This is a genomic window from Streptomyces sp. 147326, assembly GCF_045000215.1.
Taxonomy (GTDB): domain Bacteria; phylum Actinomycetota; class Actinomycetes; order Streptomycetales; family Streptomycetaceae; genus Streptomyces.
The window spans coordinates 8,550,281-8,572,119 of sequence record NZ_CP134201.1 but is presented as its reverse complement, the minus strand read 5'-3'; the positions used below and the strand labels follow the sequence as shown (position 1 = coordinate 8,572,119).

The 21,839-nt window shown below is 69.1% G+C and carries 26 protein-coding genes and 4 pseudogenes; 14 read left to right on the top strand and 16 right to left on the bottom strand.

From position 1 onward, the window contains the following. Positions 1–63: 63 nt before the first annotated feature. The 5 genes from RIU97_RS39765 to RIU97_RS39745 all read right to left on the bottom strand — a co-directional run bounded on the left by RIU97_RS39765 (position 64) and on the right by RIU97_RS39745 (position 2,707). The gene (locus RIU97_RS39765; RefSeq protein ID WP_404962340.1) at positions 64–444 is read right to left on the bottom strand and encodes a toxin Doc; all 381 of its coding nucleotides are present in this window, start codon (positions 442–444) and stop codon (positions 64–66) included. Positions 445–446: 2 nt separating this feature from the next. Next, entirely contained in the window at positions 447–692 is a 246-nt protein-coding gene (locus RIU97_RS39760) for an antitoxin MazE7 (RefSeq protein WP_404962338.1), read from the bottom strand. 131 nt (positions 693–823) lie between these two features. Next, complete coding sequence (locus RIU97_RS39755; RefSeq protein ID WP_404962336.1) at positions 824–1,462, bottom strand: GPP34 family phosphoprotein; 639 nt, start codon at positions 1,460–1,462, stop codon at positions 824–826. Positions 1,463–1,691: 229 nt separating this feature from the next. After that, on the bottom strand, positions 1,692–2,051 hold the full coding sequence (locus tag RIU97_RS39750) for a hypothetical protein (RefSeq protein ID WP_404962334.1): 360 nt from the start codon (positions 2,049–2,051) through the stop codon (positions 1,692–1,694). A 164-nt stretch (positions 2,052–2,215) separates the two neighbouring features. After that, a complete protein-coding gene (locus RIU97_RS39745) occupies positions 2,216–2,707 on the bottom strand; it encodes a hypothetical protein (RefSeq protein ID WP_404962333.1) in 492 nt (163 codons plus the stop codon). Between the two features lie 427 nt (positions 2,708–3,134). Between RIU97_RS39745 and RIU97_RS39740 the strand changes: the two genes are divergently transcribed. Next, positions 3,135–3,599, top strand: a complete 465-nt coding sequence (locus RIU97_RS39740; RefSeq protein WP_404962332.1) for a hypothetical protein — start codon at positions 3,135–3,137, stop codon at positions 3,597–3,599. 19 nt (positions 3,600–3,618) lie between these two features. Here the strand turns inward: RIU97_RS39740 and RIU97_RS39735 are convergent, their stop codons facing one another. Beyond that, positions 3,619–4,071, bottom strand: coding sequence for a sensor histidine kinase (locus tag RIU97_RS39735; protein WP_404962330.1), 453 nt, complete (start codon positions 4,069–4,071; stop codon positions 3,619–3,621). A 24-nt stretch (positions 4,072–4,095) separates the two neighbouring features. Here RIU97_RS39735 and RIU97_RS39730 point away from each other — a divergent pair, with 24 nt between their 5' ends. The 4 genes from RIU97_RS39730 (at position 4,096) to RIU97_RS39715 (ending at position 6,445) form a co-directional block, all read left to right on the top strand. Beyond that, the gene (locus tag RIU97_RS39730; RefSeq protein ID WP_404962328.1) at positions 4,096–4,305 is read left to right on the top strand and encodes a CorA family divalent cation transporter; all 210 of its coding nucleotides are present in this window, start codon (positions 4,096–4,098) and stop codon (positions 4,303–4,305) included. Next, positions 4,302–4,691, top strand: a complete 390-nt coding sequence (locus RIU97_RS39725) for a CorA family divalent cation transporter (RefSeq protein ID WP_404962326.1) — start codon at positions 4,302–4,304, stop codon at positions 4,689–4,691. Before RIU97_RS39730 ends, RIU97_RS39725 begins: the two co-directional genes overlap by 4 nt. A 221-nt stretch (positions 4,692–4,912) precedes the next feature. After that, on the top strand, positions 4,913–5,455 hold the full coding sequence (locus RIU97_RS39720; RefSeq protein WP_404962325.1) for a hypothetical protein: 543 nt from the start codon (positions 4,913–4,915) through the stop codon (positions 5,453–5,455). Positions 5,456–5,488: 33 nt separating this feature from the next. Continuing rightward, positions 5,489–6,445: a GNAT family N-acetyltransferase gene (locus RIU97_RS39715; RefSeq protein WP_404962324.1), complete on the top strand. Its 957-nt coding sequence runs from the start codon at positions 5,489–5,491 to the stop codon at positions 6,443–6,445. A 227-nt stretch (positions 6,446–6,672) separates the two neighbouring features. Here RIU97_RS39715 and RIU97_RS39710 read toward each other — a convergent pair whose 3' ends face one another. The 4 genes from RIU97_RS39710 to RIU97_RS39695 all read right to left on the bottom strand — a co-directional run bounded on the left by RIU97_RS39710 (position 6,673) and on the right by RIU97_RS39695 (position 9,922). Continuing rightward, positions 6,673–7,803 (bottom strand): alpha/beta hydrolase family protein, encoded by a 1,131-nt coding sequence (locus tag RIU97_RS39710; protein WP_404962323.1) that lies wholly within the window; start codon positions 7,801–7,803, stop codon positions 6,673–6,675. Between the two features lie 268 nt (positions 7,804–8,071). Next, positions 8,072–8,911: an arylamine N-acetyltransferase gene (locus tag RIU97_RS39705; RefSeq protein WP_404962322.1), complete on the bottom strand. Its 840-nt coding sequence runs from the start codon at positions 8,909–8,911 to the stop codon at positions 8,072–8,074. 86 nt (positions 8,912–8,997) lie between these two features. Continuing rightward, positions 8,998–9,357, bottom strand: coding sequence for an ArsR/SmtB family transcription factor (locus RIU97_RS39700; RefSeq protein WP_404962321.1), 360 nt, complete (start codon positions 9,355–9,357; stop codon positions 8,998–9,000). A gap of 190 nt (positions 9,358–9,547) precedes the next feature. Then, a complete protein-coding gene (locus RIU97_RS39695; protein WP_319731488.1) occupies positions 9,548–9,922 on the bottom strand; it encodes a hypothetical protein in 375 nt (124 codons plus the stop codon). A gap of 255 nt (positions 9,923–10,177) precedes the next feature. Here RIU97_RS39695 and RIU97_RS39690 point away from each other — a divergent pair. The 3 genes and pseudogenes from RIU97_RS39690 (at position 10,178) to RIU97_RS39680 (ending at position 12,199) form a co-directional block, all read left to right on the top strand. After that, a pseudogene (locus RIU97_RS39690) lies at positions 10,178–11,004 on the top strand (IS5 family transposase). After that, positions 11,001–11,432 carry a hypothetical protein gene (locus RIU97_RS39685; protein WP_404962320.1) on the top strand — a complete coding sequence of 144 codons (432 nt, stop codon included), beginning with the start codon at positions 11,001–11,003 and terminating at the stop codon, positions 11,430–11,432. Before RIU97_RS39690 ends, RIU97_RS39685 begins: the two are co-directional and overlap by 4 nt. Positions 11,433–11,680: 248 nt before the next feature. Further along, complete coding sequence (locus RIU97_RS39680) at positions 11,681–12,199, top strand: hypothetical protein (protein ID WP_404962319.1); 519 nt, start codon at positions 11,681–11,683, stop codon at positions 12,197–12,199. Here RIU97_RS39680 and RIU97_RS39675 read toward each other — a convergent pair. From RIU97_RS39675 to RIU97_RS39665, 3 genes and pseudogenes are all read right to left on the bottom strand, one after another. Further along, on the bottom strand, positions 12,145–12,495 hold the full coding sequence (locus tag RIU97_RS39675) for a VOC family protein (protein ID WP_404962318.1): 351 nt from the start codon (positions 12,493–12,495) through the stop codon (positions 12,145–12,147). The genes RIU97_RS39680 and RIU97_RS39675 overlap by 55 nt on opposite strands. A 209-nt stretch (positions 12,496–12,704) precedes the next feature. Continuing rightward, the gene (locus RIU97_RS39670; protein ID WP_404962317.1) at positions 12,705–13,265 is read right to left on the bottom strand and encodes a GNAT family N-acetyltransferase; all 561 of its coding nucleotides are present in this window, start codon (positions 13,263–13,265) and stop codon (positions 12,705–12,707) included. A 12-nt stretch (positions 13,266–13,277) separates the two neighbouring features. Next, positions 13,278–13,475 (bottom strand): annotated as a pseudogene (locus RIU97_RS39665) (IS5/IS1182 family transposase); the annotation flags it as partial. Between the two features lie 557 nt (positions 13,476–14,032). Here RIU97_RS39665 and RIU97_RS39660 point away from each other — a divergent pair. The 4 genes and pseudogenes from RIU97_RS39660 to RIU97_RS39645 all read left to right on the top strand — a co-directional run bounded on the left by RIU97_RS39660 (position 14,033) and on the right by RIU97_RS39645 (position 17,197). Further along, positions 14,033–14,847, top strand: a pseudogene (locus RIU97_RS39660) (IS5 family transposase). Positions 14,848–14,977: 130 nt separating this feature from the next. Further along, positions 14,978–15,400: a hypothetical protein gene (locus tag RIU97_RS39655; protein WP_404962316.1), complete on the top strand. Its 423-nt coding sequence runs from the start codon at positions 14,978–14,980 to the stop codon at positions 15,398–15,400. A 319-nt stretch (positions 15,401–15,719) separates the two neighbouring features. Next, a pseudogene (locus RIU97_RS39650) lies at positions 15,720–16,587 on the top strand (IS5 family transposase). 67 nt (positions 16,588–16,654) lie between these two features. Then, entirely contained in the window at positions 16,655–17,197 is a 543-nt protein-coding gene (locus tag RIU97_RS39645; protein WP_404963100.1) for a DapH/DapD/GlmU-related protein, read from the top strand. 172 nt (positions 17,198–17,369) lie between these two features. Here the strand turns inward: RIU97_RS39645 and RIU97_RS39640 are convergent, their stop codons facing one another. Both RIU97_RS39640 and RIU97_RS39635 read right to left on the bottom strand, forming a co-directional pair. Beyond that, positions 17,370–17,810, bottom strand: a complete 441-nt coding sequence (locus RIU97_RS39640) for a VOC family protein (protein WP_404962315.1) — start codon at positions 17,808–17,810, stop codon at positions 17,370–17,372. Positions 17,811–18,004: 194 nt separating this feature from the next. Beyond that, positions 18,005–18,700, bottom strand: coding sequence for an NAD(P)-dependent oxidoreductase (locus tag RIU97_RS39635; protein WP_404962314.1), 696 nt, complete (start codon positions 18,698–18,700; stop codon positions 18,005–18,007). A 115-nt stretch (positions 18,701–18,815) separates the two neighbouring features. Here RIU97_RS39635 and RIU97_RS39630 point away from each other — a divergent pair, with 115 nt between their 5' ends. Continuing rightward, positions 18,816–19,535 (top strand): TetR/AcrR family transcriptional regulator, encoded by a 720-nt coding sequence (locus tag RIU97_RS39630; RefSeq protein ID WP_404962313.1) that lies wholly within the window; start codon positions 18,816–18,818, stop codon positions 19,533–19,535. A gap of 325 nt (positions 19,536–19,860) precedes the next feature. Here the strand turns inward: RIU97_RS39630 and RIU97_RS39625 are convergent, their stop codons facing one another. Then, positions 19,861–21,075, bottom strand: a complete 1,215-nt coding sequence (locus RIU97_RS39625) for an IS110 family transposase (protein ID WP_404953105.1) — start codon at positions 21,073–21,075, stop codon at positions 19,861–19,863. 304 nt (positions 21,076–21,379) lie between these two features. Between RIU97_RS39625 and RIU97_RS39620 the strand changes: the two genes are divergently transcribed. Continuing rightward, positions 21,380–21,733 carry a GNAT family N-acetyltransferase gene (locus RIU97_RS39620; RefSeq protein ID WP_404963099.1) on the top strand — a complete coding sequence of 118 codons (354 nt, stop codon included), beginning with the start codon at positions 21,380–21,382 and terminating at the stop codon, positions 21,731–21,733. The last annotated feature ends 106 nt before the right edge of the window (positions 21,734–21,839 follow it).

Here is a 21,839-nt window from a genome sequence, read left to right as displayed (position 1 = left end):
GGCGAGTGAGCCCAGCTCCGAAGCATGGCCGGCCATCACCTTGATCCATTTTCGATAAACGGCCTAGGAGCCTTCACGCATCGAGCGAAGCCGGTCGGCCACGTCGTAGACCGTCAGGCGCAGTGCGCGGATGTCCGTGATCAGGTCGCGCCAGGGTTCGAAGGTCGTGTCCACGTCCTTGCCGGAGGCCCTGATGCAGGCCACCGCCACGCCGTAGCCGAAGTACTCGTTCCTGGCCGGCAGCGGGCGCAGCAGTACGATCTGCTCCAGGAGCGCCGCTGACCGCCAGTACGCGTCGGGCTCGTCGGTCGCCAGCGCCGGGGTGCTCACGCGGTGCCGCGCGACCGCGGCCACGAGACCCGAGTAGTCCTGGACTCCCAGCTCTTTGCCGAGGAGCTCCTCCTGACGGTCCAGGAGCCAGCGGATGTCGATGCTCAGCTCCAAGATCAGGCCGCCCGGTGCACGCTCGCGGACGTCGGCAGCCCGCCGAACTCACGGTCGAAGGCCTCCGCGATGCCCGGCTGGCCGACGGCGTCACGGAACGCGGCGGTCGCCCGGCCCAGGGCCAACTGGTTCTCCTGCTCGATGGCCAGCTCCGCCAGGTAGGCGCGCACGCTCTTGCCGTGGGCGGCGGCCATCGCGGCGAACCGGTCCCGGGTGGCTGAGTCGATCTTCACAGTCGTATCTGCCATGCCCCGAGTATGCACCGATGCATACCATCGCGAATACGTTTGGGGAGTTCTCCGGTCTGGGCCTCCCCCGAGGGGCGTGGGGCTGCTCCGCCCCGATCAGACCGACGGCCTTCTCGGGGAAGGCTCCGTCGTCATCCGCCGCCGCCCCGCCAGATGTTGTCGAAGGCCGCGTCTTCGATGGCTCGCCGTTGCCGTACGGCCGCCAGCTCCACCAGGGCGTCGTTGACGGCGGCCAGCACCGTCGCGACGGTGTCGTCCGCCATGTCCGCCACGTCCGCCACGTCCGCCACGTCCGGAGAGTCTCCGGGCCGCTCGCCCCGCACCCGTACGGCCCCCGCGAGGAAAGCGAGGACGGGTTCGTCCGATGCCAAGCGGTCCGCAGCCCGACGACGGTCAGGTGAATCAACCAGCACCAGCTCACCGGCCCGGAAGGAGAGCCCGCGGCGACCCTGCCGGACGAGCTGCCCCTCCGCCTCGAGCTCGGCCCGGTAGGCCGCGGACAGACCGCGGCCTCTGCGCCACAGCCAGTCGGCGACCGACTCGTAGGGTGCCTCCCGAACGAGCGACGCGGCGGCCTCCTCCAGCAGGCGATCAGCCAGCGCGGTCCGGTCGCCCGGCACGATGTGATCCCCGTCCAGGCTGATGGCCTGGACTGCGATCAAGTCGATCACCTCGGCCCCGGCGAGCGCAAGCGACAGGTCGCCCTGTTCGACGGGGCTGCTCGACCCCATGTCCATGGCAATGATCAGCAAGTCCCGCGGTGTGGTCATCAAGGGCTCCTCTCAACCGTGCAGGCAGGTCGCTGGCCAATTATTGATCGACTTGCCCTCCGATTGGGTCGTGTGGCTGAACATGCGAGTCGGCAGCCCTCACCGGGCGCACTGCGAAGACCTCGCTCGGAAGGATCTGCGGCACGTCCGGGTCTTCGTCCTTGCGGCAGGCGGCGCGGCATGACGGCTCCGGCGCCCGGGTGGCCGCCGGCTGGCAAGCCGCCCCGCCTCAGCGGAACTCGTGTACGACCTGGATCTCGCCGACGATGTGAGCGTTGAAGTCGTCCAGCTCCTCAGCCGGAACCCACAGCTCGAGGATGGTCCGTCCCCCGGCCTGCTGGACGGGGTACCGGCTCAAGAACTCCGACTCGACCTCGAACCGGGTCACGTAGCCGACACCGCTGTGCTTCACGTTCCAGTCCCTCGCGATCTTGATCGCGTAGTCCTCGTTGAGAACCGGGTAGAAGATCGGCTGCTCGGGGAGCCGGGGCGGCCAGGCACGCCAGTTCAGCTCGCGGACCAGGCCCAGCTCCTCGGGGCCGGTGGGGCGCCACAGGGTCGTCGTCACTCGCCGGCTGGTCATGTGCATCGCTCTCTGAATGCGGAAGGCCGCTGACACGGCTGGTCTGAGACCGCACGATACCGGCGCCGGGAACGCGACGGCTCCGCGATTTCCGCACCGGGTCAGCACCGTGACCATCCGCACCCCCGCCCCTGGCGCCTCCCCCACGCCTCGCGCCCCATGGCCCTAGGTCAAGTTCCGGGGTGGCCGGTCAACGCCGTGCCACAGCCGCTGCAGTAGCGGGCGTCCGCCTCGATCGCGTGCCGGTGACACCGGGCGCACACCAGGTGCAGCGCGCACGGCGGGGGCGCGGCAGCAGGCTCGGTCCGTCCGATGCGCATTCCGCGGCGTCTGCGGTGCACGGTCAGGACGAGCAGCCCTTCGGGGCCGGCCAGCAGCGCCCGGGATGTGCCGCGCGGCAGCAGGCCCAGGAATCCGGGGGCCAGCTGAGACTCGGTGCCGTCGAGGGTGAGGGTGCCGGCGCCCGCGACGACGACCAGCATCACGTCGACCTCTTCCTCGGTGTGCGCCGCCCCGCCGGTCCCGGGCAGGTGGCGCACCAGGTTCGCGTCCAGCTGCCGGTCGATGCCCTTCAGCCGCCACAGCGCGCCGCTCTGCCCCTGGGTCGCCGCCTCGACGAGACTCGCGACCGTCACCAACTCCGCCCCCCGCACAACCTCCATTGCCGTACCCTCCGCGCCCGAGCCGAACTCCACCACACCAGCATGATCGCCCACTCGCCACCGGGCTGGGGCCGTAAGCCCCGCGACCGGGCGTGCCGAGGGGCCGACGCGCTGTCCGCAACTGCCGGGTCTCGGCGCCCTGCTGCCGGGAGTCGATCGTCACCGTCCGCGTCCCGCCGCCGGCTTGGGTGGGTGTGGCGGTGGAACGGGAGCGGCCGGGCGGGGCGAGAGGGCCACTGGCGGGCCGTCCCGCGCCGGCGACACCTGCCACACCCGAACGGGTGACAGCCTGAGCCTCCTCAGACCGCGGACCCGCAGACCGGTCGCCGCCGTCTGCCCTTCCCTCCGTCCGTCGTGCCCCTCACCGCGGGCCGGTTCTGAGGGCCGGGGGCCAGCCGTACGGCTCCGGTGCGGCATCATCTGGATCATGACGCACCCCTCGCTGCCGACCACCGCGTCGGCCGTCGCCGCGATACGGGCGATCGCGGCCGAATACCGGCTGTCCATGGCAGTCACCGACGACATCGGGGCCGACCAGACGTCGCGGAGGACTTCCGCGCCGCTGTTCGCCGTTGTAGATCCCGATGGATCGCTGCCCCACGAAGCGTTCGTGGAACTGGGCGGCAGCCCCGCGGTCAGCGTGCGGATCTTCCCCGACGACGATGCGACGATCACCGTGGACGGGGTGGAGTTCCACGACGTCCCCCGGGACTCCGTCCCGCCGTTCCTGATGTCCGTCTACGGCGGACTGGCCTTCGTGAAGGGGCGGTTCTTCCCGCCCGGCTACCGGCTCCACGTCCCCCTTCCCGGCGACGAGACCTACAAGGAGCGCATCCTGGGCGCCGCCCTCACGCCCTGGCTCTCCGGACGCGTCCGCCAGGGAAGGTCGTGAGGGAACCCGTGACTGACGCTCACCCTGGGCTGCTCTGGGTCCCGTCGGCCATCGGCTGCGCGCACGCTCCGCGCCGCGGGAGCTGCAGGTGCAGGTGCAGGTGCAGGCGGTAGCCGCCGTCCGGGGTGGGCCCGTGGGAGAGGGCGCCGCCCAGGTGTTCGGCCCGTTCCCGCAGGCCGAGCAGTCCGTGCCGCGCGCGGGGCAGCCCCAGAGCGGGGTGCCGGGCCGTGGTGTTGGTGACCGTCGCGTAGAGGGCGGGCCCGGGCCGGCGGAACTCGACCACGACGGTCGAACCAGGTCCGTGCTCGCGTACGTTGGTCAGGGCTTCCTGGACGGTCCGGTGGGCGGCGCGCTCCACGGCGGGGCTCGCGTCACGGGGGACCTCGCCCGTCAGTGTCACGTCCAGGCCGCTGTCCGCGATCAGGTCGTCGAGCAGGGCCAGGGCGGGCTGCGGCGCGAGTCCTGCCCGCACGAGCGTCCACCGGATGCCGTGGCCATGCTGTTTCTGCTGCTGGACGAGGCGCTGGAGACCTATCGGGCGTCTGCCGTCCAGGCCCTGCTGGACGTGGAGGCCCTCGAGGACGAGATGTTCCGTCAACGACAGCCCGAGCAGGTCTATCGCCTGACGCGTCTGCGACGTACCGCGGCCCTCCTGCACCACACGCTCCTTCCCTATCACCGGAGGAGACGGTCACGCGCCGGATGATGAGCGACAGCTTCCCGGAGGAGCGCCAGCGGCTGGTGCGTGAGTACCAGCGCACTGCGAGGCTGGTACTCACGGACATCGAGTCGCTCCAGGAAGCGGCCCGACGTGCCTTCGGCAGCTACTCCTCCTTGGTGTCCGCCGACCAGAACGGCGTGATCAATCGCCTGGCGATCGTGTCGACGATCTTTCTGCCGCTGACCTTCCTGACGGGGTTCTTCGGCATGAATTTCGCCTACCTGACGGACGAGCTGGAGAGCGGGGCCGTGTTCTGGCTCCTCGCAGTGGGGCTGCAGGTGTCCTTCCTGGCCATCGCGCTCTACGCGCTGCACCGCACCGGTCTGTGGCGGAGGCTCCAGGACGACGACGGTCACCTCAACGGCGAGTAGGGCCGACGGCCGCTCGACCGGATCCACCGGACCGTCATGCGTCGTGCCCGCGCGGCACGGCAGAGCCGTACGGGCCGTCCACGGTCGCCGGCATCGCATGCGCCGGGGCCGCGCTGTAGTCCTTCCGGGCGGGGCCGCGGTGCGCCGGGAGAGGGGGCTGCCGCTTCCGTGCGTCGCCGGCTTGGGGCGCGCTGGTGCGGGCGGGTGACGACAGCGGGGCCATGAGCGAGGAAGGGCTGCGCTCGACGGCCTACCTCCTGCTGCTGGTCGGGCACGACACCACGACGAACGTGGTCGGGAACGGGATGATCACCCTGCTGGGCCGTCCGGAGCAGGCCGCGCGGCTCGCCGCGCGGGACCCCGGCCCGGGACGGCCTGCCGCGCCTGAGCCCGGTCCGGGACTCGTCGCCACCTCGGTCGAGGAGCTCACACTCAACCGGCCCCACGTCCGCAACGCCATCGGCCAGGCCCTGGCCGACGCCGTGGACGCCGCACTCCGGATGCTGGAGGACGGCCCTCAACGGGAGGTTGGCGTCCTGACCCTTCCCCCACCGAAGGAGTACCCCGGGTGGCCGACCGCGGACTGGCCGGCGTGCCCCGCGCCCACCGGTCCAAGCCGCTCATCGCCGCCGTCGAAGGCGCCGTGGTCGCGGCGAACCCCGACCGGACGGCCCGACCCGGCCCTCCCCTGGCCGGAAAACCGGGCGCATCCAGGCGGGCGGGCAGCCGGTTCGCCAAACACACCCGCTGCCGAAAACCCCTGAGCGTCGGGTCCGACACGACCTAAGGTCGGCAGCATGAAGATCAACATGCTCACGCTGCCGCCGTCCGAGACCGGGATCGACTCCTGGCTGACGGTCCTGGCCTCCGCCGCGGCCGCCGACCTGCCGCAGCTGCCCACTCCCTCCCGGACGGAGATCGCCGGCCGGCTGCGCGTGCCTTCGGCGCGCGGCCGGGCCGTGTTCTGGGCGGCGGAAGAGGGTTCGGGCGTGGCCGCTCTGGTCCTGTTCTCGGAGGAGGCCAACCGTCACACCGCCTTCGTGGACGTGCTGGCGGTCCCCCCGCAATCGCGGCGCCAGGGCGTGGGCACCGCTTTGTGGGAGCGCGTCCGCGAGCAACTGCTCGCGGACGGCCGGACCTCCGTCGAAGCGATGGTGGACCTCGGCGGTCCTGGGCAGGCCTTCGCCGAGTCGCTCGGGTTCGTGAACGTACTGCCGATGGCCTGGTACGAACAGGAGCTCCCCGAGCGGCCCGCGCCGGTACCGGCCACGCCCGGCTACGAGATCCTCACCTGGCACGGTCTGGTACCCGATGCCTGGGCTCCGGCCGCGGCGGCAGCCCACGGGGCGATGGAGGATGCGCCGAGCGGGGACATGGACATACAGCTCGAACCCTGGACCGCGCCGCGGCTGCACTCCGTGCAGCAGCTGGTCCTGGACCGGGGCGGGGAGCTGACCACGGTCGCGGCGGTGACTCCCGAGGGCGAGGTGGGGGCCTACACGGAACTGGTCCTCCCGGACCCTTCCGGCACGCGCGCGCTCCAGTACGACACGGTGGTCACTCCCCGCCACCGTGGCAACGGCCTCGGCCGCGCCGTGAAGCTGCACATGGCGGCGCAGGCCGCCGGCCGGTACCCGGCGCTGCGCCGCATCGCCACCACGGTGGCGGACGAGAACGCCCCCATGCGCACGGTGAACGAGGCCCTCGGCTACCGGCGCGAGCGCGGTACGGCGTACTTCCAGCTCAAGCTGTAGCCGACCGACCGACCAGCTGGCCGGCCGGCCAGGTCGGGGACCCGGGCGGCCGTCGGCCGCGTCGCGGAGTCCGTTCGGAAATCTGCGGCTCAATCCACGTCCGGTGTTCCCACTGCCGGGGCAGCAACGGCTGCACAAGTTGCCGCTGAGCGTCGGACAGTTCATGGCGGCGCATCACGACTCCGTGTTCCACAACGCAAGAGCACTGTGACGGCAGCATGCAGCACCTAGGGACGGTGGAAGCGCACTTCGGGGAAGCGTGCCGTCGGGCCGTTCAGCAGCGGGGTGCTGCGTCCGCGCAGATGGGCGTCGACGAACGCCGTCACGTAGGTCCTGGTCACGGTGTCGGCACGGTCACCGTCCAGTCGCTGGAGCGGCATGCCGACCTGCTTGGCGAGGGGCGCCAGGTCGGTGAAGGACAGGTGATCCGTGTCGTCGACGCTCAGCCAGCGCTTCCATCCGGTCAGTTCGGTCCAGGTCTCGTCCCAGCTCGTCTCGGTGCTGCCGGGTACGCGGCTGGGCTTGCCCAGCATCAGGAACGGCCGGTCCAGGGGGATGTCGTTCGGGAAGTGGAAGCTGCCGTCCATGTTGACCGCCGCCCTGACGCGCGGGTCGCGCAGCATGGCCGGGATCGTGCTGAAACCGCCGGCCGAGTGCCCGACGACGGCGACGCGGTCGGGGTCGATGGGTGCGCCGTGCTTCCAGGCCGGCCGCGCGCCGGTGAGCTTGTCGAGCACGAAGGAGATGTCCTCGGCGCGGACGGCGCCGACCCTGGGGTAGTTCCTGTCCACGCACGCCAGGCAGGAGGTGGTCCGCCCGTCGGGGAACGAGATGCCGTCGGCCTCGTAGTTGTGTCCGATGCCGACGACGGCGTAGCCGCGGGACGCGAGCTCCTCGGCGAGGCCGGTGAGGGTGGCGCGCGGCATGCCGAAGCCCGGTGACAGGACGACGAGGGGCAGCCCGCCGCGGACCTTCGACGGCTTGGCGTCCACCGTCGAGTGGGTCCTCACCTCGGCGAACAGGTCGGCCGGCAGGTTCAGTCCGGTGGCCGCACCGTACTGCCGGGACTCCTCGGCCGTCATGTAGGGCGCGGGCGTGTCCGAGGGCCTGACGGCCGGGTACCAGAGGGAGACCATCATCTCCCGCTTCTCCGAGGAGACCCAAGGGTCGGCCCGGCTCTCGTCCTTCAGGTGGATGGTGGCCCGGCCGACCGGATGCTGCCCGGACGGCGCGGGCAGCACGAGTGCGGTCGTGGGCGGTTGTACGGGGCGGGTGTCGGCTTGGGCGGTCGTGGTGGCAAGGGTGGCCGCCAGGGCCGTGGTAACGGCGGCACCGACCAGGAACAAGCGTCGTCGCATCGGGTTGTCTCCATCGATGTCTTTCGTGGCATCCGACCCGGTGCGGGCCGATGCCTCGAACGCTATGCCGGGCTCGAGCCGCTGCCATCGGCCCGGGGAGGTACACCGGCGGCGGCGTACATCCCCGGGTTGACATCCCCGGGTTGACATCCCCGGGACGATGCCCGGCTCACTGGGACCGGCGCCGGCCGGAGCCGGGCCATGCCCGGTGCGGCTCCCCGCGCAGGGCCGCATCGCACGGAGAGCCGGAACCTCGCGCAGGGCAGCCTCACCGCTGCCCCGCGGTCTCCCGCTCCTGGTGGGCGGTGTGGACGCGGTGCCACAACTGCGCCCGCGCGGGAGCGTCGACGTCGGTCAGGTCCAGTCGGAACACGTCGGCCAGTACCTCGTACCAGTCGTCGGCCGAGTCGATGGTCCGCTCTTCCGTGCCCTCGGCGTCGATCCGGCGCAGCACACAACCGCGCAGCACGTACACGCCCTTGGCGTCGCGGAGTTGGGCGGTGAGGACCCGGACGAAGCCGGAGTCGGGGGAGGTGGACAGCCGGGCGTGCTCCGCAGCGAAGGAGGACAGCTCCACGGGGTCCGGTGCGAAGTCCATCGCCGTGAACGTGCCGCGGGGGTCGTGGGTGAACCGCCAGCCGCCGGGCACCGCCACCGACGGAGCCATCGCGTAGGTGAACGGCCCCTGGGTGTAGCTGCCTTCGCGCAGCGGCAGCGGCTCGTGCATTCCGCCCGCGAGCCCCGTGTCGACCAGCCACCGTTCGCCGTCGAGCCGCACGGTGAGCGCGAGATGGTCGCCGGCCGCGCTCGCGGGAGCCTCGGGGGTACCCTGTACCCCCGCCCGGTGGAGGGTGACGTCGTAGCCGAGGGCCGTCAGCAGCGCGCCGAAGGCCCCGTTGAGGTGGAAGCAGTAGCCGCCGCGCCCGCGCACGATCCGGGACACGGATTCCGCGGCGCCGATGCCCGTGGGCCGCCCCAGATGGATGTCGAGGTTCTCGTAGGCGACCCGCTCCACCTGGGCGCGGTGCAGCGCCCGCAGCGCCTCGACGGTCGGGGCCGCCGGCCTGGCCACCCCCAGCACGGTCAGATAGCGGTCGACGTCGATCATGCTCGTCCTCACAGTCCGACCCGGATGAGCAGCATAGTCGCCGGCAGCCCGCGTCACACTCGCCGATCAGGCTGGGGGTTGGGCCGTCACAGCGTGGTCTGACCTGTGTGCACGGAGGTGTCGGCGTCTCGAAGTTCAGCGAGCAGCTCGCTCTGTCCTGCCAGCAGTTCGGTGAGGATGCGCCGTGCGGCCCGCAGGAGTTCGGCCACGTCGCCGCCGGCGAGGGCGTAGCTGACGGTGGAGCCGTCACGGATGGAGACCACGATGCCCGATCGGCGCAGTACCGCGAGCTGTTGGGAGAGGTTGGACGGTTCGATCTCGATCTCGTTCAGCAATTCGCGTACGGGTACGGGGCCGTTCTGGAGCAGTTCCAGTACGCGGATGCGGACGGGGTGTCCGAGCATGCGGAAGAACTCCGCCTTGGCCTGGTACAGCGGCACCTGCATGCGACAACACTCCCACCCGGGTTCGACTTTTCGTGAGCTGGCAGCCAGGCCTGCCGGATCCTCGATGCCTGGCTCCAGCCATCCTCCCGCCTCCTGGCTCCGGTCCACCCTTGGCTGATCACATTCAGATGTGCCGAGTTGAAGAGTCTTTCAACTCGTGGGCATGCGGAGCCGGGAAGCAGGAGGGCGGTTACAACTCCAGTTCCGCTTCGATGCGCTTGAGCTGGTGCCTGGCCATGGCCAGGTTCGCCCGGCCCTTGTCCAGGACGATGTAGAGGAACAGGCCGTTGCCCCCGCGACCCTTGAGCAGCCGGATGAGGTGGTACTGGCTGCCGAGGGTGATCAGTACGTCCTCGATCTCCTCGCTGATACCCAGCATCTCCATGGTGCGGATCTTGGCCCGGATCACATCGGTGTTCCCGGCTGCGGCCACCGTGAGATCGAGGTCCTTGCCTCCGCCCAGCATCCCGAGGGCCATGCCGCTCGTGTAGTCGACCAGCGCGGCCCCTACGCTCCCCTCGATCGAGGTCATCGCCTCCTTCAGAGACGTCTCCACACTCACCATCAGTACTCGCTCCCTCGGCTCTCGACAACCCCGGCCGGCTTCACACCTCCGGCCGAGGGGATGACGGCGAGGCTACCCACTGACCGCCGAGAGGGCGGGGAACATCAAATATTCGGCGGAAAACGGTCCCCCACGCCCTAAGTGCCTGTCTGAGAGGGCGGTACGTGGCCTGATGTCCGGTTCGGGCGTCGCCTGATCGTGTGACTGCGGGGAATCCCGGCCGATCGACGGGCTTGGTCGTGTTGCAGTGGTGTGGTGAGCGACCGCAAGCCCTACAAGAGCGATTTATCTGACGAACGCTGGGCACTGATCGAGCCGGTACCCACTGCGTGGAAGGCGAAGCATCCCTCCGTCAGTGGTCACCAGGGCAGCTACGAGATGCGGGAGATCGTCAACGCGCTCCTTTACCAGTCCCGGACCGGCTGCCAATCGGACTACCTGCCCCACGACCTGCCGCCGCCTGGCGCGGTGAAGTACTACTTCTACAAATGGCGCGACGACGGTACCGACGAGGTCATCCACGACCTACTGCGCTGGCAGGTGCGTGAGAGCCGGGGACGATTAGCCGACCCGAGCTTGGTGGTGCTCGACACCCAGAGCCTGCATGCCGCCGCCGGAGTACCCGCGACCACGACCGGACGGGACGCCGCCAAGAAGGTGCCGGGCCGCAAGCGGGGGCTGGCTGTTGACGTGCTGGGCCTGGTGATCGCCGTGGTGGTGCTGGCCGCTTCCGTGCACGACAACGCCTTTGGCACCGCGTTGCTGGACAAGGTCGCCGCCAGGACCTCCACGGTGACGAAGGCGCTGGTGGACCAGGGCTTCAAGAAGACCGTGGTCGACCACGACGCCGGCCTGGGCATCGCGGTGGAGATCGTCGAGCGCAACCCGGTCGACCGCGGGTTCGTCCCGCAGCCGATCCGCTGGAGGGTGGAGCAGACCAACGGGATCCTGACGCTGCACCGCTGGCCCGCGACTACGAGCACCGCCCGGCCTCGGCCGAGTCACGGGTGTACTGGGCGATAAGCGATGTGATGGCTCGTCGGCTGACCGGCGCCTCCACCCCGTCCTGGCACGGCGCATGAGCGGCGACCCGCAGCAGACCCTCGGTGCCCTGCTGGCGCGTCTGGAGGTCCGCGAGGGGCAGATTGCTGTGGAAGCGGAGGCTGCGCACGAGCAGATCGCGCAGCTGACCGCGCTGCTGGACGGACTCGCCCAGGCCGCCGAGCACATCACGATCACCCGCAAGACGCTCCTGGAGCTGCCCGACGAAACGGCTCCGGCACCGGCCACACCGACTCCGGCCCTGCCGGACGGCCCCGCGTACCAGCAGATCATGGCTGTGTTCGCCGAAGCCGACACCCCACTACGGGCGAGGAACGTGTGCGAGGTAATGGACCTGGATCTCATGCCGAACAACATCAACAACGTCCGCATCAAACTGAAGCGCCTGACCGGGCGCGGAATCCTGGCCGAGACCGAGCCAGGACTGTTCACCAGGCCGCGGCCGTAACTGCCCGGACGTCCTGCCCTTCGAGGGCCAGCGGGGCTGAGGCCGGTGGGTGCGCTTACCGGCTCGTGTGCGCCGTTACGGGCAGCTGGAATGAACCGTAATCATAGAAATCTTCATGAAGGCCGCACTAGGCTGGCTGCCGCCAGAAGATGACGTATCGTCACATGGCCGTCTGCAACGGTCTGCTGCGCCCGGTGCGCCTCGGGCCGACGACGCCTCGACGACCGACTCGACGAGAGGGGCCGGACATGACGCGTTCCCGGAGGCCGGCACGGTACAACTTCTTACCGGGAGTCCTGGACCTGGTGATCCTGTTCGCCCTGAGCGGCTGCGCAACCAGCTCCGGCGGCTCCGCGCACGCCGAACCCACGAAACCGACGCTGGACGTCTGCGCATTGGCGACCGAGGAGGAGGTCGGGGCGGTCCTCAGCCAACCGGCCAAGGGAAGCCGGGACGACACCGCCCTGCCCGGCCTCACGCAGTGCACCTACGTGAACGCCGCCAAGGGCCGCACCGTCTTCATCACCCTGCTGCCCTACGAGGTCAGCCGACTCACCAAGTCGGGCACACCGGTGGCCGGAGTGGGCGACGTGGCCCTGTACGAGGAAGCCTCGATCGGTGGCCATCTGTACGTGCGCAAGGGCTCGGTCAACTTCGCCGTCAACTACGCCGTCGACCCCCTTGCCCCGGGAATCCCCGACGAGCACTCCAGTCAGATCCGCGACCACCTCGAAACGCTGGCCCGCGCGATCGTGTCAAGGCTGTGAGCGGCCGCGCCTGCGTCAGCCCACCTCGATGACGGAGAACCGCCCTCCCCGCGGATCGGCGAGCCGGGCCGCCCGACCGTACGGGTCTCCTCCGGGCCGTCGAGGACCTGCCCGCCCAGCCCGACGGCCTGGCGTGCGGTCAGGTCGGCGTCGGTGACGGCGAAGTGCACCTGCCAGTGTGGCCGCCCCGGCGCCGTGCCGCAGCGGATGCCCGCCATCGGTTCGCCGTCGACCAGCAGGTCGACGGTGCCGCCGCACTCGTGGACGCGCTGTGACACCTCGTCGGCGCTGTCCACGGCGAAGTAGGCGGTCCACCCGGCGGCGGGGTGCTGCCGATACCGGCGACCTTGGCGCCGCCCAGGGTGGCGCGCACGTAGGCGCCCAGCCGCGTCGGCCTGAGGTGTACTCGTCGATCGGCCGGGAGTCCCCACAGTCACACGATCAAGCGACGCAGAAACGGACATCAAGTCATATATCGCCCTCTGAGATCTCCGATCGTGCGGGCCTAGTTCGCAGCAGGCTCAACTGTGGCCATGGTCTCTGCTGTGATGGCCCAACGCTCGTGGTCTCTCCATGCGCCGTTGATGAACTGGAAGGCGACTGAGTATCCTTCGCGCTGGAACCCGAGGCGTTTGACCAGGTTCAGGGAGGGAATGTTGTCGGGCTGAATGTTCGCCTCCAGCCGGTGCAGCTCCAGCTTGTCGAAGGCATGCTGGAGAACGAGCCTGAGCCCCTCTGTCATGTAGCCGTGACCGGCTGTGGAGGTGTAGGCGGTATAACCCAGACACCCGCTCTGGAGGGTGCCGCGGACAATGTTGTTGATGTTGACTCCGCCCACGATCTCGCCTGTGCTGCGCAGGCAGACCACAAAACCCTCGTGTGTGGGCTGCTCAAGCCGGGCAAGGTAGCTGTCGAAGGCTTCCTTCGTTTGTTCGCGGGCTCCGAGCCAGCGCTGCAGCATCTTGACGCTGTCTCGCGCCAACGCCGCCCGCTCCTCATAGTCCTCGCGGCATACGTGACGCATGGCCACTCTGGGCCCCTGCAGGAGATAGCTGGATGTTGCCATCCATTGATCCTATGCAGGTGACTTCTTCGACCACTTGGGCTGAGGGCCCGTGCGAGTGAGCCTGCGGGTCACCAGCGTGCTGAGAGCCCAGGTCAGGTGGGCTTCGGAGTGTTGCGGGAGGCGTTCGTAGTCGCGGACGTTGCGGCGTGATTTCATGATCCAGCCGAGGGCGCGTTCGACCTCCCAGCGGCGGGTCAGGACGACGAAGCCCTTCGCTCCACGGGGCCTGCCAGGCCCTCGTACGGCACCGCGGCGAACAGAACACCGCCGACGCTCGACCCCCACCGTCCATCCACGCCCGCAAACAGGACAGACAACCTCGTCCCCACGCTGCATCGCAGCCACCCGTCGCCGGGCATGCTCCAGCACCCTCCACCGCCGGGACCTGCACCTACCCGAGCAAAACGCCGCTGCCGGCGACTTCGCCGCCGACAGCGGAACACCACACTCCCGGCAGTACCGCCGGACCACTCCACCGGACGCCACAAGCCCCGTGCTCCAGCCGTGCAGACCACCTGGCCAGAGATCTCAAGCACTCACTGAGAGGGCGTTTAGCCCATTCTCGTGGCTTTTCATGGCGTTTTCTGGCGAGTGACTGGGGAGCTGTATGAAGCACGAGGCTCGTGCGTGACGGATGGGGCAGCAGGGCGGTTGTTGCGCCCCCTCTGCTCCTGTTTCGTCGCAAGGTGAGCCGGTTCGCACCCAATGCCCTGGCTCAATGGCCGCGCGCTCTACCGAGGAACCCCGGCCGCCGCTACCTGAAGAGCGTGAGCGAACGCCGCCGATATCCCAGTGACCTGTCCGACGCCCGGCGGCCCCTGGTCGAGCCGCTCCTGACGAGCTGGCGGGACGACCAGGCCCGCCACGGACTGAACATCGGGACCCCACCGCAGCACAACCTTCGCGACCTGCTCGACGCCGTGCCTTGCGTGGCCCGCACCGGCATTCCTTGGCGCTACCTGCCGCACGACTACCCGCGCTGGAACACGGTCTACCACTACTTCGGCCGCTGGGAGAAGGCTGGCATCTTCGAGCAGCTCAACCCCTGCTGCGGCGCCGGGTCCGCGAAGACGAACGTTATCGACGCGCAGAGCGTCAAGACCTCCACCAACGTCCCCGCCCGCGACCACAGGGCCCCGACGTCGGCAAAAGGATCGTCGGCCGCAAGCGGAGCATCGTCATCGACGCCACCGGCCTGCTGCTGACCGTGTTGGTCACGGCCGCCAGCGTTCAGGATTCCACCGCCGGCCAGACCCTCCTCGACCGCGTCGGAGCCAATCACCCGACCATCCGCGAGGGCTGGGCCGACCGGGGCTACCGCGAATACCTCGTCGACCACGCCGCCCGCCTCGGCATCGACCTCGAAGTCGTCCGCCGCACCCCAGGCACCCGCGGCTTCACCGTCCTGCCACGCAGGTGGGTCGTCGAACGCACTCTGGGCTGGCTCATGCACCACCGGCGCCTGCCCCGCGACTACGAAGCCCTCCCGACACGCTCCACCGCCATGATCTACATAGCAATGATCGCCCTGATGACCCGCCGCCTCACCCGCGAATCAACCCGAACCTGGCGAGGTACCTGAACCACAACCAGCTACTCGTCTCGGAGCTGTCCGGCCGATTACGCGCCCGTCGTACTCGCCTCCTGGCAGATGCTCGTTGGGACCACTTTCCCGGTGGTTGTAGTGGGAATCACTACGCGATACTCGTCCCATGGAGTGGTACGAGCAGGCCCAAGCAGCGGAACAGGTCCGAGATTGGGATACAGCTATAGCGTTGGTCAGTGCCCGTGCCGAGTGCTACTCCGCCGATTCTCACGCGCACGACAGTCATCTGTGGCACATGTGTTTGCTCGTCAGCGCGGAGCGGTTCACCCAACTCACGGAACTCGCGCTCACGGATGTCCACGCACGTCGGAGACTCAACAGTTCGCTTCACGAGCGGGGGATGGATGCGGCGCTGCGCGATCGCGCTGAGGGCGGCGACAGTGGAGCCCTGTATCACCTTGTGAAGTTGCTGTGCGAGGAGGGCCGGCTCCGGGAGGCCTGTGCAGCGGTTCAGGAACTCGGTCCGGAGGATGAGTACGCGCACCAGCTCGTAGCCAACTTTCGAATAGCCTCGGGCGGTGCGCGGTAGCTCTCTGCACCTGCCACTCCCGCCCGTCTACGTCCGTGAATCTATGCCGCCTCCGAGTGGAGTAGTGGGAGAAAACACCCTCTGAGAGGTCGTTTTCGTCTGTATTGCTTGCATATGAGCCGATTCTTGGAGTGCGGGATGGCGGCGCGGAAGAGGTAGCAGGTGTGGTTGGGGCCTGTGGGCCGGGTGGGGTGACGGGTGGGGTGGGATGTGGCTTGTGCCTGTCTCATCCCATGACGCCCGGCCTGCGCGGCTGTGTGCTTCCGCCGGCATCGTCGTGCGCCTGGGCGCACTCGGTCGGCAGCAGTACGCCGGAAGCATGCCGACGCGACGCCCGTATCCGAGCGATCTGTCCGATGCCCGTTGGAAGTTGATCGAGCCGGTCCTTGCCGCCTGGCGCTTTGAGCGCCGCGGCAGGGCCCTGGACTTCGGCCGGCCGCCCGAGCACGACCTGCGCGACATTATGGACGCGATCTTGTATGTGGACCGCACCGGCGTTCAGTGGCGCTACCTCCCGCACGACTTCCCGCACTGGAACACGATCTACGGCTACTTCTCGAAGTGGCAGCAGGAAGGCGTGTTCGCCCAGCTCAACGGCCTGCTCAGGCAACTGTTGCGGCAAAAGGAGGGCCGGGACGCCGAACCCTCCGCCTGTGTGATCGACGCGCAGAGCGTCAAGACCTCCACCAGCGTCCACGCCTCCAGCCAGGGCATCGACGCCGGAAAGAAGATCGTGGGGCGGAAGCGGAGCATCGTCACCGACAAGCTCGGGCTCCTGCTGGCAGTGCTGTCACCGCGGCGAGCGTGCAGGACTCCGTGGCCGGCGCCCAGCTCCTCGACCAGGTCGCTGCCGAACACCCCGGCATCTGCAAGGCGTGGGTCGACGGGGGCTACCGCCAGCACCTCGTCGAGTACGCCGCCACCCTGGGCATCGACATGGAAATCACCGCCCGCACCCCCGGGACCAGAGGCTTCATCCCGATACGAAGCGGTGGGCGGTCGAGCGGACCTACGGATGACTCATGCTCCACCGCCGCTTGGCCCGCGACTACGACACCCTCCCCGCCCGCTCCGAAGCCATGATCCACGTCGCCATGACCGACCTCATGGCCCGCCGCCTCACGGGCGAGAACACCATCTCCTGGCGCGACCCGACGCTCCGGACCAAAAATCTTGTTCCGGGATGAAGCGCCGGGAGGAAAGACCTCCGATTGGATCTTGTCCAGTTACGTGTACACGAGAAAGAATCGTGGCATGTCCAGCGACCGTCTCATGCGCATCCACAGCGCCGAGTTCCAGGCCATGGCCGAGAGGGTCCTGCGGGTCACCGAACTCACCTCCCGCCTGAACGTCCTGCCCTTCGAGGACGAAGGGGGCAAGGCCGAACTGTGGGAACAGATCCTCGGCAGGCCGCTGCCGCCGAGAGTCACGATCTATCCGCCTTTCTACACGGACCACGGTCTCCACCTCGACCTCGCCGAGCGCGTGTTCATCAACCAGAACTGCACGTTCCTGGACTACGCCGGTATCCGCCTCGGCGAGCGCGTGATGGTCGGCCCGAAGGTCACGTTCATCACCAGCGGCCACCCGGTCGATCCCGAGGAGCGGCGGCTGTACCTCACCGGCGCGCCCATCGACGTTGCAGAGGACGTGTGGATCGGTGCCGGTGCCACGATCCTGCCCGGCGTCACCATTGGCCGTGATGCCGTGATCGCCGCTGGCGCGGTCGTGGCCGATGACGTTCCACCGGCAAGCCTGGTGACCGGCACCAAAGCCACCGTGCACCGACGGTGGTGACGACCTCTCCGAAGCCCCACCAACCGCAGATCCTGGGATGAAACACCGGGAGAAAACGACCTCTGAGATGCGCCATGCGACGCCGGCCTGCGGGCTGCGTGTGAGGTGGACGGAACCGTGCGAATGGCTCCAACGGCAAGGGCACGGACGGACGGACTGCGTCGCGCCTCGTTCAGTCCTTCTCACCGCCGAAATCGGGCAGGGTGACCGAGCCGTCGGCGGCAAGGGCAAATCCCGGGTTGTACGCGACTTCCCAGGAATGGCCGTCCGGGTCCACGAAAGCACTGGAATAGAACCCGATCGCGTTGACGGCCGCGGGCTTGGTTACGCGGCCGCCTGCCCGTCGTACCGCGGCGAGCAGCTCGTCCACCTCGACCTCGGAGCGGACGTTGTGGGCGAGGGCGATCCCGCCGAACCCGCCGACCGGTCCGGGCTCCACGCCGCAGTCGCGGGCCAGCTTGTCGCGATCCCACAGCACCAGCCCGAGTCCGCCGGCCTGGAAGAAGACCGTCGCCTCGACTTCCTGTCCCCGCCAGCCCAAGGCCTCGTAGAAGCCCTTGGCGCGTGTGAGATCGGTAACCCCCAGAGTGACCAGGGTGATGCGCTGTTCCATGCGATCACGCTAGAACGCCTGGCGACACGGCGGCCGCCGACGCACCGCCGACGCACCGCCGACCCGAACGTATCGCCCACGGTCCTGGCCGGCCGTGAGATGAAGCCGCCGCTCCGTGGGCATCCGGTCCCACCGGCGCGGCGGCGTGCTGTCAGGGCCGTCCGGTGGATGCGGGCTTGGCCCGTCGGCGTCGGTCAGTAGCCGATGGTGAAGCGGCGTTGGACGAAGCGCGGCAGCTCTGCCTCGTCGACGAGGGCGATCGCGGCGTCTTCCATGGAGATGCGGCTGCGCCCCTCCGCGTCGAGGACCGGCTGGTCGCCGCCGATGCGGAACCGTCCCGTGCGCTCGCCGGGTGCGATGTCCTCTGCGGGGCTGAAGTAGGTCCACAGCCGGTTGGAGGTGCGCAGGACGTTGAGAGCGTCCCGGTGGCTGCGTACCGCGGCGGCGTACTCCCTCGGCAGGCCGATCGCGTCGAGGGTCGCGTGCAGCAGTTCGCCGGAGTCGGCCCGGACGACTCCGGGCTCGATCTCCAGACTGCCGGCGCCGCCGATGACGATGAGCCGGGTCCGCGGGTGGCTCTCCAGTGCTTTCAGGAGTGCTCGCGCGGCAGTGGCGTACACGGTGGGATCGGCGATCGAGAGGGCCACGGTGCCGGCGATGTCCTTGGCCGCGTTTCCGGGCTGGAATCCGCTGATCAGTACGTCGAGGCCGGGTATGACGGCGGCGACGGCGTCGAGGACGTCGACGCTCTTCCAGACGACGTTGTCCCGGTCCTCGTCGATCCGCGTGGCGTCACGGCTGAAGGCCGTGACGTGGTGCCCCCGTTCGAGGGCTTCGGTGACGACGCGACTGCCGATGCCGCCTGTGGCCCCGATGACTCCGATGTGCATGACTCTCCCCTTGGTCGCTGCCCACGCCGCCTTGTTCATTCACGGCACGCAGAGACTATACGGCGTGAAGTATTGAAACGGGGCGCAGGATTGTGACGCTGTAGAGTGACCAGCCATGGGAAGCGTGGGGAACACCAAGGGGCGCCGCGAGCGGCTGCGGGCCGAGACGACCGCCGAGATCAAGGAGGTCGCGCTGGAACTGATGGCCTCGGGCGGGCCCGACGCGATCACGCTGCGGGCCATCGCCCGCGAGATGGGGATGACGGCCAACGCCATCTACGGCTACTTCGCCACTCGCGACGACCTGGTCACCACGCTGATCAGAAACGTCTACAGCTCACTGGCCGACACGGTGGACGCCGCCTGGAGCACTTCCCCCGCCCAAGACCCGGCCGCCCGGATCCGGGCATGGGCCCGCGCCTTCCGGGACTGGGCTCTGGCCAACCCCGAGGGTTTCCGCCTCATCTACGGCGACCCCGTGCCCGGCTACCAGCCGCCCGAGGGCGGCGCCGCCCCGGAAGCCGCGCACCGTGTCTGTACCGGCATCACCGCGCTCGCGGCCACGGCCTGGCCGTACGCCGAACCCCGTTACGCGGACAGCGACTTCGAGTGGTCCGACTTCGACCCCGGTCTGCTCGACAAGGTCCGACCGGCCTTCCCCGACCTGCCCCCGGCCGCAGTGGCGCTCGCCCTGCGCATCTGGAGCCATCTGCACGGCCTGGTGTCCCTGGAGATCTACGGCCACCTGCAGACCCAGGCCCTCAGCCCGGACAAGCTCTTCCGCGAAGAACTCGCCCAGCTCATCCGGTCCTTGGGCATCACGCCGCAGAGGTGACGGCCCTGCGCCAGCGGCCGACCAGCGGGCCCGCTCCCCCGCGCATGCGGGGATGCGGGGATGCGGGGATGCGGGATTCGGGATTCGGGGATGCCCCGTCAGTGCGGGGGAGATGGTCTCAGCGGCGGTGACCGGCGCGGAAACCAGATTGCCTCGCCGTGCCGCAGGAGCCAGGCTCGGCCCATGACCACGGATCTCATCGTACGTCCGGCCCGACCCGCCGATGCCCGGACCTTGGCCGAACTGCGTTGGGCCTTCAAGCGGGGGGGTGTCTCTATGTCCTTCGTCAAGGATGTGGCGCCGGGTTTGAGGCTGTTTGGGGCGGTCATGCGGCGAGAGTGACGCTGGGGGTCCGGGATTCGTAGAAGGTTCCGTCGCGGAGCATGGCGAAGAGGACGCTGATGCGTTGGCGGGCGAGGCGGAGGAGAGCCTGGGTGTGGGTTTTGCCGCGGGCTCTTTGCCTATCGTAGTAGGCGCGGGAGGCCTGGTCGGCGTTCATGCAGGCGAAGGCGGAGAGGAACATGGCGCGTTTGAGCTGCCGGTTTCCTCCTCTGGGTGCGTGTTCGCCGTGGATCGAGGTCCCTGACGACTTCGTCGTGGGGGCGAGGCCGGCGTAGGAGGCGAGGTGGGCGGCGGTGGGGAAGCCGGTCCCGTCGCCGACGGTGACCAGCAGGACGGCGGCGGTCCTGACTCCGACTCCCGGCATCGAGGTCAGGACCTGGTGAAGAGGGTGAGCCACCAGCAGGGTGCTGATCTGGGCTTCCAGGGCCCGGCGTTGGTCGTGGACCGCGGCGAGCGAGCGGGCCAGCGACGGGATGACCACGTCGAGGGTGCCGGTTCCCGGGACCACGACGGTCTGTTCGTCGAGGGCGTCGAAGACGTCGTCGATCAGCCGGGCCGCCATGCGGGGGGCCTTGGGACGGATCACCTCAACGAGTCTGCGGCGGCCGGCTTTCCGCAGAGCGTTCGGGGATCCGTATCGCTCGAGGAGCCAGGTGACGGCGGGGTGGTCCAGCCGCGGGCCCAGGACCCGCTCGAGGCTGGGGTGGAACTGGGTCAGCAGACCGCGTATCCGGTTCGAAGTGCGGGTGGCCTCGGCCGCGAGGTCCTGGTCGAAGCCGGTCAGCACCGTGAGCTCGGCGGTGATCTCGTCGGTCAGCTCCAGCGAACGCAAAGTGTGAGGCATCGTCCGGGCCGCGTCCGCGATCACCGCCGCGTCCTTCGCATCGGTCTTCGCCTCGCCTGGATAGAGGTCGGCGATCCGTCGCATCGCGAGTCCGGGCAGGTAGGCGACCTGGCAGCCGGCGTCGCGGGCGACGGTCAGAGGCAGGGCGCCTATGGATGCGGGCTGGTCCACGATCACCAGGACGGTGCCGAACTTGGCTTTGAGCTTGTCGAAGACGGCCCGCAGCTTCGGTTCGCTGTTGGGCATCGCCTTGTCGAAGACCTTCTTCCCGGCCGGGGTGAGCCCGTGGCCGTGGTGGGCGGTCTTGCCGACGTCCATCCCGAGGAAGACGCCCACGCCTTCGGTGTCTAACATCGCACCCTTCCCAGGTGTTGACCGTGCCGGCCTCGGCAATGGCACCGTGCTCGCGCATCCACGTTATGTAGACCTGCCGCCCACGTCTGTGCCCGGCATTGCGCCGGACCGGGCGGTGGCCGGGTCTCTCATCAGCGTCTCCGACGGCACCCCTCGGACCCGGCGACACCACCCCCCAGGTCATGCCTTCGACAGAGGGGACACAGTCATACCGGGCCCGGAGGCCAGCGGCCCCATTGCAGGACCGCGAAAAACATAACGGGGGGAGGACCACGAAGGGCAACTACCAGCCCCTACGCGGCACCTGGAAGAGGCCGAGCGCTGGATCCACGACCGGCTCGACGGTGGCCACTGGTTGGCCTGGGTCGTGGAAACCGAAGGCGAAATCTGCGGTCACGTCTTCCTGTGCCTGGTGGAGCGGATGCCGGAGCCCTACGGGGACAACAACCCGGTCGGCTATGTCACGAACTTCTACGTCCTGCCGTCGCAACGGAACAAAGGAGCCGGCTCGGCACTCCTTGAGGCGCTGAAGCGGCATGCACGCAGCGCCGGCCTCGAGGGCCTGATCGTCTGGCCGTCAGAGCGCAGCACCCCGCTCTATCAGCGCTGCGGATTCCAGCCTCCAGAGGAACTGCTGGAACTTCCACTCGACACCTGATGAGATCCACTTCCGATACACGCCCCAGGGTCTGTCCGGTGAATCAGGTGCGGAGCCGCCGGACCGGCGGCCCGGGGCGTGCGCGATTCGGTGTCCGCATCCTCTG

Coding starts and splice junctions, on each gene's coding strand:
- RIU97_RS39715 (WP_404962324.1), top strand. CDS start 5,489: ATGAAGATCAACATGCTCACGCTGCCGCCGTCCGAGACCGGGATCGAC.
- RIU97_RS39710 (WP_404962323.1), bottom strand. CDS start 7,803: ATGCGACGACGCTTGTTCCTGGTCGGTGCCGCCGTTACCACGGCCCTG.
- RIU97_RS39755 (WP_404962336.1), bottom strand. CDS start 1,462: ATGACCACACCGCGGGACTTGCTGATCATTGCCATGGACATGGGGTCG.
- RIU97_RS39635 (WP_404962314.1), bottom strand. CDS start 18,700: ATGCACATCGGAGTCATCGGGGCCACAGGCGGCATCGGCAGTCGCGTC.
- RIU97_RS39645 (WP_404963100.1), top strand. CDS start 16,655: ATGTCCAGCGACCGTCTCATGCGCATCCACAGCGCCGAGTTCCAGGCC.
- RIU97_RS39720 (WP_404962325.1), top strand. CDS start 4,913: ATGAGCGAGGAAGGGCTGCGCTCGACGGCCTACCTCCTGCTGCTGGTC.
- RIU97_RS39700 (WP_404962321.1), bottom strand. CDS start 9,357: ATGCAGGTGCCGCTGTACCAGGCCAAGGCGGAGTTCTTCCGCATGCTC.
- RIU97_RS39695 (WP_319731488.1), bottom strand. CDS start 9,922: ATGGTGAGTGTGGAGACGTCTCTGAAGGAGGCGATGACCTCGATCGAG.
- RIU97_RS39640 (WP_404962315.1), bottom strand. CDS start 17,810: ATGGAACAGCGCATCACCCTGGTCACTCTGGGGGTTACCGATCTCACA.
- RIU97_RS39750 (WP_404962334.1), bottom strand. CDS start 2,051: ATGCACATGACCAGCCGGCGAGTGACGACGACCCTGTGGCGCCCCACC.
- RIU97_RS39655 (WP_404962316.1), top strand. CDS start 14,978: ATGGAGTGGTACGAGCAGGCCCAAGCAGCGGAACAGGTCCGAGATTGG.
- RIU97_RS39740 (WP_404962332.1), top strand. CDS start 3,135: ATGACGCACCCCTCGCTGCCGACCACCGCGTCGGCCGTCGCCGCGATA.
- RIU97_RS39705 (WP_404962322.1), bottom strand. CDS start 8,911: ATGATCGACGTCGACCGCTATCTGACCGTGCTGGGGGTGGCCAGGCCG.
- RIU97_RS39630 (WP_404962313.1), top strand. CDS start 18,816: ATGGGAAGCGTGGGGAACACCAAGGGGCGCCGCGAGCGGCTGCGGGCC.
- RIU97_RS39760 (WP_404962338.1), bottom strand. CDS start 692: ATGGCAGATACGACTGTGAAGATCGACTCAGCCACCCGGGACCGGTTC.
- RIU97_RS39725 (WP_404962326.1), top strand. CDS start 4,302: ATGATGAGCGACAGCTTCCCGGAGGAGCGCCAGCGGCTGGTGCGTGAG.
- RIU97_RS39680 (WP_404962319.1), top strand. CDS start 11,681: ATGACGCGTTCCCGGAGGCCGGCACGGTACAACTTCTTACCGGGAGTC.
- RIU97_RS39730 (WP_404962328.1), top strand. CDS start 4,096: ATGCTGTTTCTGCTGCTGGACGAGGCGCTGGAGACCTATCGGGCGTCT.
- RIU97_RS39685 (WP_404962320.1), top strand. CDS start 11,001: ATGAGCGGCGACCCGCAGCAGACCCTCGGTGCCCTGCTGGCGCGTCTG.
- RIU97_RS39745 (WP_404962333.1), bottom strand. CDS start 2,707: ATGGAGGTTGTGCGGGGGGCGGAGTTGGTGACGGTCGCGAGTCTCGTC.
- RIU97_RS39625 (WP_404953105.1), bottom strand. CDS start 21,075: ATGTTAGACACCGAAGGCGTGGGCGTCTTCCTCGGGATGGACGTCGGC.
- RIU97_RS39670 (WP_404962317.1), bottom strand. CDS start 13,265: ATGGCAACATCCAGCTATCTCCTGCAGGGGCCCAGAGTGGCCATGCGT.